This is a genomic window from Microbacterium sp. B24 (assembly GCF_000333415.1).
Classification (GTDB): Bacteria; Actinomycetota; Actinomycetes; order Actinomycetales; family Microbacteriaceae; genus Microbacterium.
Genome location: NZ_BADB01000230.1, coordinates 1 through 9,092 on the forward strand (window position 1 = coordinate 1; position 9,092 = coordinate 9,092).

A 9,092-nucleotide genomic window follows, 5' to 3' on the forward strand; every position below is an offset into this window, starting at 1 on the left:
GAAGCTCGCTGCCGAGCTGCGGGAACTCGGCGTCGAGGTGCTGGTCGTCGGCGCCGATCTGACCGATGCCGGTTCGGTGGCGGCGATGATGGAAGCCGTTAAGGAGACGTTCGGAACTCTCGATCTGCTCGTGCTCAACGCGTCGGGCGGAATGGAGAGCGGAATGGGCGCCGACTATGCGCTCGTCCTCAACCGCGACGCCCAGCTGGGAGTGCTCGAGGCCGCGCTGCCCCTGCTGCACGACGGCTCTCGGGTGGTCTTCGTCACGAGCCACCAGGCCCACTTCATCCGCACGACACCGACGATGCCCGAGTACGAGCCGGTCGCCTTGTCCAAGCGTGCCGGTGAAGACGCGCTGCGCGAGCGGATCCCCGCCCTCGCCGAACAGGGCATCGACTTCGTCGTCGTGTCGGGTGACATGATCGAGGGCACGATCACCGCCACGCTTCTCGAGCGCGCCAACCCGGGCGCCATCGCCGATCGCCGCGAGTCGGCCGGCAAGCTGTACAACGTGTCGGAGTTCGCCGCGGAGGTCGCCCTCGCGGCCGTCGAGCCGGTTCCGGCCGACAACACGCGTCTCGTCGGAGACGTGAGCTCGTTCGGCGGAGAGTGAGCATGCGCGCCGCAGATATCGCCTCCCTCGTCAGCGTCGGGCGCCCCAGCCTCGCCCCGGACGGATCCTTCACCGTCTTCGCCACTTCGCGTCCCGACCTCGATGCCGACCGCAACGTGGGTCAGATCTGGCGGATCGACCTGCCGGACGGCGCACCGCGGCGCCTCACGCGCGGAGTGTCGGACTCGTCGCCGCAGGTCTCGCCCGACGGGCAGCACGTCGCTTTCGTGCGCGCCGATGCCGACGGAATCCCGCAGATCTTCGTGATCCCGGCATCCGGTGGCGAGCCGGTGCAGACGACCGAGGCCCGCGGTGGTGTGAGCTCCTTCGCGTGGTCGCCCGACGCAGGACGCATCGCGTTCACGGCGCGGGTCCCCGAGCAGGGGCGCTACGGCACCGTCGAGGGCCGCTCGGCAGAGGCGGAATCGCCGCGCCGCATCACGGGTGTGCGCTGGCATGCCAACGGTCTCGGCTACCTCGCCGACCGTCCGTCGCATCTCTTCATCATCGATGCCCCCGACTCCGGTGCGGAGCCGTTCTATGCGCCCGCGCCGACGGCTGCGGGCGAGGCGGGCAAGGAACGGCGAGTCGGGGCACAGGCGACCGCGCTGACCTCGGGCGCCGCTTCGCATCACGGCGTCGTGTTCACGGCCGACGGCGCTCATCTGCTGACGGTCGTCGACGAGATCGAGGACGACCGTCGCGATCTGCGGACGCCGCTGGTCGCCGTGGCCGTCGACGGCTCGGGCGCGATCGAGGTGCTCTCTCGCGATGCGGGCTACTCCGTCGACGACGTGGGCGTTGCCGACGACGGCACGATCGCCGTCCTGGCGTCACGACCGGGGGAGTCCGGCATCGATTTCATCGCTCCGGACGTCGCGCTCTACGTCCTCGAGGGACCGCTGTCAGCGTCAGCGCCGCGCGCGCTCACCGACCCCGACGCCGTCGACTTTGGCGAGGTGGGCTCCCACATCACCCCGCTCGGAGGAGATTTCCTCGTCCAGAACCGCACGCGTGGCCGCGTCGAGCTCCTGCGCGTGACGCGTGCCGGGGATGTCTCGGTGCTGGTCGATGGCGACGTCGAGGTCGTCGGTCACGCGGCGGCGGGGGAGCGCATCGTCTTCTCCCACGCGACGCCGTTCAGCCTCGGCGAGGTGTCACTGCTCGGGTCCGGCCCGCTGACGACGTTCGGTGCGGCCGCCGCGGCCCGGGCCATCGTGCGGCCCGAGGAACGGGAGATCGTCGCCCGTGACGGCTATCCCGTGCACGGGTGGGTCGTCGTCCCTGCGGGGGAGGGCCCCTTCCCGGTGATCTTGCAGATCCACGGCGGGCCGTATGCGTCGTACGGCATACATCTGTTCGATGAGACGCAGGTTCTCGTCGATGCCGGCTACGCCGTCGTCTACTGCAATCCGCGGGGGAGCGCCGGATACGGTCGGGCGCACGGTCGGAGCATTCGCGGCGCCATGGGCACCGTCGACATGACGGACGTCCTCGACTTCCTCGACGGTGTCGTCGCCGGCGATGCTCGTCTGGACGGCGCGCGCGTCGGCATCCAGGGCGGGTCGTACGGCGGCTATCTCACCGCGTGGACCATCGCGCACGACCACCGGTTCGCCGGTGCCATCGTCGAGCGCGGCTTCCTCGACCCGGTGAGTTTCCAGGGCACCAGCGATATCGGATCGTTCTTCGGAGACGAATACGTCGGCACCGATCCGGAGGACGTGGCACGGCAAAGCCCGATGGCCGTCGTGCACGACGTGCGCACGCCGACTCTCGTCCTGCACTCCGAGCTGGACTTCCGCTGCCCCCTCGAGCAGGCGACGCGTTACTACGCAGCGCTGAAGCGACAGGGGACGGATGCCGAGATGCTCATCTTCCCGGGGGAGAACCACGAACTGACGCGCTCGGGACGCCCTCGTCATCGCGTGGAGAGATTCGACGCGGTCCTCGACTGGTGGTCGCGTCACCTCCCGGCCGACTGAGTCACGGCATCCGCCACGACGAAGCGCCCCGCTGCCTCACGGCGAGCGGGGCGCTTCGTGTCGTGTCACTTGCCGAACGAGAAGGCGCGTCCGATCTGGATGATGCCCATGACGACCGCGGAGATTCCGATGAGCCACCACAGCACGACGGCGCCCCACAGCGGCGAGAAGAGCAGCGTGACACCGGCGATGATCGAGATGATCGCGTAGAAGATCGTCCATCCCCGGGAGGGCGCCAGATCGAGCGTCGAGAGCGCCACGACGCCCTCGATGACCCACATGATGCCGACGAGGATGCCGAGGAAGACGGCCAGCGAGAGTGCGGCCAGGCCGAGGTTGGAGAACGCGACGATACCGGCGACGACGTAGAGCACGCCGAGGAGCACGTGACCGACGCGCGACCACCCGCCCTTTCCGGTTGCGAAGATTCCCATTCCCGCGTACACGAGTCCGGCGACGATGGCGTAGATCGCGATGATCGCGGTCACGACCATCGCGGTCTTTCCTGGCCAGACGAGAATGACGATGCCGAGGATGACGGACAGCGCACCGCCCAGACCGAGAGCGGTCCGGATGCCGTTGGTCGCCGTCTTCTCGAGGGTAGGTTCAGCAGTCATGGCGAAGCCCTTTCTGAAAATCTCCTGTGAGTGGAGATGCTCTCAGGTTAGCGCTGACAGCTCGGTCGTGCGATCCAAGACGCGCCGCACGCGTCATCGGGCCCAATCTGTCGCTCGGCGGTGCGGAATCCGCCCGTTCGCGCCGGATGAGCAGTGATACTGCTCGACCGGCGTCGCGCCCGTAGAGGCGACTGGCAGACGCTCGTGTCGCCCAGTACTGAGTGGGGCGCCGGATGAGCCCGAGAGAGGGAGCCTTTCCGTCGCTTGGTCAGCCTGCCTCGGGGATCGTTGAATGCTGGTGCTCATCGTCGTCTTCGTCCTCGAGGAGCATTCCGACCGAGGTCGCGCAGGCGTCGCCCCTCCACGCTTCGAGGCCTTCGCGGATGGCGAAGGCCGCGATGACCAGGCCGGCGATTGCGTCTGCCCACCACCATCCGAACAGGCTGTTGAGGACGAGTCCGATGAGCACTGCGGCGGACAGGTAGGTGCAGATGAGGGTCTGCTTCGAGTCGGCGACCGCGGTGGCCGATCCGAGCTCGCGGCCGGCCCGGCGTTCGGCGAGGGAGAGGAACGGCATGATGATGACGCTGAGCGCGGTGATGACGATGCCCAGGGTGGAGTGCTCGACGTTGACCTGACCCACGAGTGCGAGCACGGACGTCGCTGTGACATAGGCGGCGAGGGCGAAGAAGGCGACTGCGATGACTCGCAGGGTGCCCTTCTCCCAGCGTTCGGGGTCGCGTCGGGTGAACTGCCAGGCGACCGCGGCGGCGGAGAGGACCTCGATGGTGGAGTCGAGGCCGAACCCGATGAGCGCGGCGGAAGAGGCGACGCTGCCCGCGGTTATCGCGACTATCGCCTCGACCAGGTTGTAGCCGATGGTCGCGGTGACGATCCAGCGAATGCGTCGCTGGAGGATGTGCCGCCGGTCATCTGCCAGTCGGGGAGCCGCCGTTGTCACGCGCAGCTGCAGCTCTCTCCGGCGCAGCAGCCGGGCTCGACGTAGAGGACGACGCGCAGCAGCTCGTCGAGGGCGGGGGCGAGGTGCGGGTCGGCGAGCCGATACCAGGTGCGGCGCCCATCGGGCACTGCCTCCACGAGCCCGCAACCGCGAAGGCATGCGAGCTGGTTTGACATCACCTGGCGTGAGACGCCGAGAGCGTCGGCCAGATCAGAGGGGTAGGCGGGCGCCTCGCGGAGAGCGAGCAAAACACCCGTGCGCGTGCTGTCGGAGAGTGCGTGCCCGAGGCGTGCCAAGGCTGCGGTGTGGGTGGCCGTCGCGGTTGCCGTGAGGGTCGACATGCGGTCGACAATACAGCGTTTGCTGAATAAACGGAACCGTGTACTAACTACCGTTGGGTGAACTTGCTGCGGCTTGGCGGGGGAGGGGTGGTTGCCCCATCGCCTTCACGTTGGCGATGTATCGGGCGTAGGTGGCGCCGGAGCCGACAGTGTGTCGTTCGAGGGTAGGCGGCGCGTAGCCGAGCGCTTCCGCGGCGATAGTGACCGGGGCGAGCTTGGTGAGTTCGTTGAGCGCGCCGAGTCGCGCGGCGCGGACTTGAAGATGCTGTCGTAGTCGGTTGGCGAGATGGTCTGGGTTGACGGGTTGTCCCGGCTTCTGGCCGGGGAAGATCCAGGTGCTGTTCGGGTGTGCCGCGGTCTGCTGATGTCGTGGTGTCTGACGGAGCTGTCGCCAAAGGTCGTCGAACGGGCTCGGGATTGGCAGCGACATTCCGGCGAGCCTGATGGTGACGCTCGCCGGGGTAATGGTGACGTCCGACCAGGTAAGTCGAACGATGTCCTCGACGCGCTGGCCGAATACGAGGACGAGGACGCCCGCGGCGCGGTCCCGGAGATCCATCGCCTCGGCGTCAGAGAGGTCGGCGTTGGCCTGACGCTGCTCTGCGAGGCTTATCCTGGACGCTGTCCCGCGGCGGTGTCGGGCCATCTTGAGGTCGGTGTTGACGAGCCGGCTGCGGCGGGCCCAGTTGAGGAATCGGTGTGCGACGAGGCGCGTGGTGTTTCCGCCGGCGACCCAGTCGTCGAGGTCGCTCTGCGACAGATCCTGGAGGTCGACTTCCCGCTCGACGAGCCAGTTGAGGAACGCGACTCCGACGGTGATGCTCTGCTTGCTGCGCAGGAACATTCGGCGTGAGATGGGGGTCTTCTGATGCATCTTTCGCAGGTGATCCCCACCGGGACTTCCTCACTGGCGCGTTCAGATACTCAGTGATTGCATCTAGCGCGACTTGGGCAGTTCATTTGCCGATAATGCACATTATGTCAGAACGGCTGGAGAGGCGATTGCTACTAAGCGTGGACATCAAGAGCGACATTGCACCATCGTCATGTGCACGCGACGATCGAAGGAAGGGGGAAGAGATGAAGCGCTCCGCGATTATCGTCGAGCTCGCGCATGTCGGAGCACTGTCCGATCTTCGCGATCTTCACGCACAGGACGCGCGCCTGGGCGTTCCGCCTCACATCACGGTTCTCTTCCCCTTCGTCGACCTCGAAGCCGACGGCCTGACTCCTTCGCTTCGTTCCCGGCTGGCCAGGGCAATCAGCGGGGTGACCCCGTTCGAGTACAGGCTGACCGATACTCGGTGGTTTGGTGACACCGTCCTATGGCTCGCACCGGATGATCCTGAGCCTTTTCGGCGTCTGACTCGAGCCGTCCTCGCAGAGTTTCCGGGCTGCCGTCCTTATGATGGCGCGCACGACGGGCTCATGCCGCACGCGACGGTGGGCGATAGCGGATCTCTGGCCGCCCTGCGGCGTGCGGAGGAGCAGATATTGCCCGCGCTTCCGCTTTGCGGGATGGTTGCACACGCCGCACTCATTGTCGAGGCGGATCCGGGCACATGGCGCCGGGCAGAGAGATTCGCTCTCGGTCGCGCAGATAACCTGAACGGATGAGCGCATCCCCCGACGGCTGGCGCGCCGTCATCGCAGCCCTGCGTGACGACGATGTGCGGGCGGTTCTCGGTGAGACGGCGCCCGCCGCGCTGACACCACGACGGCGTGAGCGGGCTCATCAGCGGCTGATCGCACTGGGTCTCGTGGTCGACGACGGCGACGGCATCCGCTTCGACGACGCTCCATTGCGCGATCTTCTCTCTACGGCTCCGCGACCGCACGGACCCGAACGTTTCCTCGATCGCGACGGCCGGATCGATCGTTACCCTGCACAGGCCGCCGAGCGCGTCGCGCTGCTGCGGTTCGTATCCGAACGCGCCTTCTCCCCCGATACCGTCATGAACGAGCGTGATGTCAACGAGCGGCTCGATGCATACGCGCCGAACGGCGACGTCGCCGTGCTTCGGCGTTACCTGGTCGATCACGGGCTCCTTCGCCGCACGGCATCCGGGTCCGAATACGTGCGAACGCACGAGTAGCGTGGAGGGGTGACTACGGCCCGCCCCTCCCCTGCGTCAGCCGGACCGGACTACCGGGCATGGATCATCTGGGGAGTCGGTGTCGCGGCCTACATGCTCGCGGTGATCAATCGCAGCTCGCTCTCGGCCGTGGGAGTCGATACCGCCCAGCGCTTCGGAGCGGATGCCGCGACGCTGTCGATGTTCGCGGTCGTCCAGCTCGCGGTCTACGGCGGCATGCAGATTCCGATCGGCCTCCTGCTGGATCGCTACGGTGCCCGTCCGATCATGACCATCGGCATGCTCCTGATGGCAGCCGGACAGCTGACGCTCGCGTTCTCCCCCAGCGTCGGCGTCGCGATCTTCGCCCGCATGCTGCTCGGCGCCGGCGATGCGGCGATCTTCCCAGGAGTTCTGCGCCTTGTCGCCGTCTGGTTTCCTGCCCAGCGCGGACCATTGATGAGCCAGCTCACGGGTCTCGTCGGCCAAGCCGGGCAGCTCCTCGCGCTTGCGCCGCTCGCCGCGATGCTCCACGCGACCAGCTGGGAGATCGTCTTCGGCGGCATCGCCGGGCTCTGCGTGCTCTTCGGCATCCTGGTGTGGGCCGTCATCCGCAACCGTCCGCCGGCGATGAGAGCGGACGTCTCGGTCGATACGAACACCGGGGCGATCCGTGTTGTGCGCTCTTCGATGGACACCGGCGTCGGCATCCGCGCCGCGTGGGCACACCCGGGCACCCGCCTCGCCTTCTGGTCGCACTTCACCACGCCGTTCGCCGGGACGGCATTCGTGCTGCTGTGGGGAACGCCGTTCCTCACCGCAGGCGAGGGACTCACGCTCGCGCAGGCCGCGGGCGTCTTGTCGACCTACGTCGTGGTGGGCATGGCCCTCGGTCCGATCATGGGTGACATCTCACGGCGCATTCCCCATCTGCGTTCGCGCGCACTCGTGCTCCCGGCGGTGGGCACCCAGTTCGTCGCGTGGACGGTGGTGATCGCGTGGCCCGGGCCCGCCCCGCTGTGGCTGCTCTATGGACTTGCCGTGGCGCTGGCGATGGGCGGACCCGCCTCGATGATCGCTTTCGACCACGCGCGCACCCACAACCCCGCCCACCGCCTGAGCACCGCGACGGGAATCACGAATGTCGGCGGCTTCCTCGCCGCGCTCGTGGCGATCTTCGCGATCGGGATCGCCCTCGACCTACAGGGCGCCGGCACGCCGGAGACCTACCGACTCGATGCGTTCCGGTTGGCGTTCCTCGCACAGGTTCCGCTCTGGGCGCTCGGCTGGACATTCATCGTGATCGAGCGGCGCAGGACGCGGGTCCTGCTGGGGATGGACCCGCCGCGCCGACCGCGCGCCGAGTGATCGGCGTGCGCGGCCGGCGCGCGGGAATCAGACCGTTCCGTCGCCGGAAGTGCGCGACTCGGTCTGGGTGATCCGCTCGCCCACACCGGGCTCGACGGTCCGCGTGACCTGCTGCGTGGAGCGACGTCGCAGCATCAAGATCAGGCCGATGAGGAACACGAGCACGCCCGCGCCCATCAGGATGTACCCGATCATGTCGAGGTTCACGTAGGGGACGTCGACGTTGACGGCGAACACGAGGATTGCTCCGATGACGAACAGTGCGATTCCGGCTCCGATGCTCATGAGTGCGTCTCCTTGTTCGTGGATGGGACGTCCTCATGGTGGCGGAACCCACGACGCTCGCCTATGCCCTTGACAGAGGCGAGGGCGGACGGCTAGCTCGGGTCGACCTGCATCCACGTCCCGCCGAACTTCGGCTGTCGACCGTCGCCCGACGAGGTGCCGGTGAGACGCCGACGCACCCACGGACCGAGGTGTTCGCGCATGTACTCGCGTTGCGCGAGACGCGCGACGTCGGTGATCTCGGGCATCGACCACCAGCCTTCCGGCACCCGCTCTCCTAGCGACGCCAGAACGCGGGCGGCGACCCGATGGTGACCGCGGCTGTTCATGTGCAGGCGGTCCTGAGACCAGAACGACGGGTTCGACAACTCGGCATCCGGCCAGTTCAGCGCGCGGACGACGTCGGGACGTTCGGCAATGCGCTGCACCACGGCATCCGACATGAGATCGCCGCGTCGTTGGATGAGGCGGCTCATCGGCAACTGCGCCGACGGATTCGCGCCCGACAGCAGAATCAGCGTCACGCCCTCCTCGTCGCACCGCCGAAGTACCTGGCTGAACGCGTCGGCGATGTGGCCGATCGAGGTGCGCGGCCGCAGCATGTCGTTGCCGCCCCCGTTGAAGGACAGATGGGTGGGCTTCAGTGCGAGAGCCGGTTCGAGCTGCTGCGCGACGATCGGCCAGATGAGCTTGCCGCGGATCGCAAGGTTCGCGTACTGGATGGATTCGCCCCGGGAGTCTGCCCACCCCTGCGCGGTCAGATCGGCCCACCCGCGCACGCTGCCGTCGGGGCGCTCGTCGCCGACGCCCTCCGTGAACGAGTCCCCGATCGCAACGAACCGCACCT

Annotated in this window: 11 protein-coding genes; 5 read left to right on the forward strand and 6 right to left on the reverse strand. The window is 67.6% G+C overall.

The features are described 5' to 3' along the window. A partial coding sequence (locus I5I_RS06280) for an SDR family oxidoreductase (protein ID WP_036317720.1) occupies positions 1-613 on the forward strand: 613 nt, incomplete at its 5' end. A gap of 2 nt (positions 614-615) precedes the next feature. Continuing rightward, complete coding sequence (locus I5I_RS06285) at positions 616-2,598, forward strand: S9 family peptidase (protein ID WP_036317723.1); 1,983 nt, start codon at positions 616-618, stop codon at positions 2,596-2,598. A 65-nt stretch (positions 2,599-2,663) separates the two neighbouring features. Here the strand turns inward: I5I_RS06285 and I5I_RS06290 are convergent, their stop codons facing one another. From I5I_RS06290 to I5I_RS06305, 4 genes are all read right to left on the reverse strand, one after another. Next, positions 2,664-3,215: an HdeD family acid-resistance protein gene (locus tag I5I_RS06290; RefSeq protein WP_036317726.1), complete on the reverse strand. Its 552-nt coding sequence runs from the start codon at positions 3,213-3,215 to the stop codon at positions 2,664-2,666. A 268-nt stretch (positions 3,216-3,483) separates the two neighbouring features. Further along, the gene (locus I5I_RS06295) at positions 3,484-4,182 is read right to left on the reverse strand and encodes a cation diffusion facilitator family transporter (protein ID WP_374699903.1); all 699 of its coding nucleotides are present in this window, start codon (positions 4,180-4,182) and stop codon (positions 3,484-3,486) included. After that, positions 4,173-4,517: an ArsR/SmtB family transcription factor gene (locus I5I_RS06300; protein ID WP_036317730.1), complete on the reverse strand. Its 345-nt coding sequence runs from the start codon at positions 4,515-4,517 to the stop codon at positions 4,173-4,175. The genes I5I_RS06295 and I5I_RS06300 overlap by 10 nt, the downstream gene beginning before the upstream one ends. A 43-nt stretch (positions 4,518-4,560) precedes the next feature. Then, positions 4,561-5,361 carry a hypothetical protein gene (locus I5I_RS06305; RefSeq protein WP_051039510.1) on the reverse strand — a complete coding sequence of 267 codons (801 nt, stop codon included), beginning with the start codon at positions 5,359-5,361 and terminating at the stop codon, positions 4,561-4,563. Between the two features lie 170 nt (positions 5,362-5,531). Here I5I_RS06305 and I5I_RS16325 point away from each other — a divergent pair, with 170 nt between their 5' ends. The 3 genes from I5I_RS16325 (at position 5,532) to I5I_RS06315 (ending at position 7,960) form a co-directional block, all read left to right on the forward strand. Then, positions 5,532-6,134, forward strand: coding sequence for a 2'-5' RNA ligase family protein (locus I5I_RS16325; protein WP_187289920.1), 603 nt, complete (start codon positions 5,532-5,534; stop codon positions 6,132-6,134). Next, positions 6,131-6,613, forward strand: coding sequence for a DUF2087 domain-containing protein (locus tag I5I_RS06310; protein WP_036317732.1), 483 nt, complete (start codon positions 6,131-6,133; stop codon positions 6,611-6,613). Before I5I_RS16325 ends, I5I_RS06310 begins: the two co-directional genes overlap by 4 nt. A gap of 93 nt (positions 6,614-6,706) precedes the next feature. Beyond that, complete coding sequence (locus I5I_RS06315; protein WP_374699904.1) at positions 6,707-7,960, forward strand: MFS transporter; 1,254 nt, start codon at positions 6,707-6,709, stop codon at positions 7,958-7,960. Positions 7,961-7,987: 27 nt separating this feature from the next. On the opposite strand, the gene I5I_RS06320 is transcribed toward I5I_RS06315, so the two are convergent. After that, complete coding sequence (locus I5I_RS06320) at positions 7,988-8,245, reverse strand: DUF6458 family protein (protein WP_036317737.1); 258 nt, start codon at positions 8,243-8,245, stop codon at positions 7,988-7,990. A gap of 92 nt (positions 8,246-8,337) precedes the next feature. After that, a complete protein-coding gene (locus tag I5I_RS06325) occupies positions 8,338-9,090 on the reverse strand; it encodes an SGNH/GDSL hydrolase family protein (protein WP_051039511.1) in 753 nt (250 codons plus the stop codon). Positions 9,091-9,092: the final 2 nt, after the last annotated feature.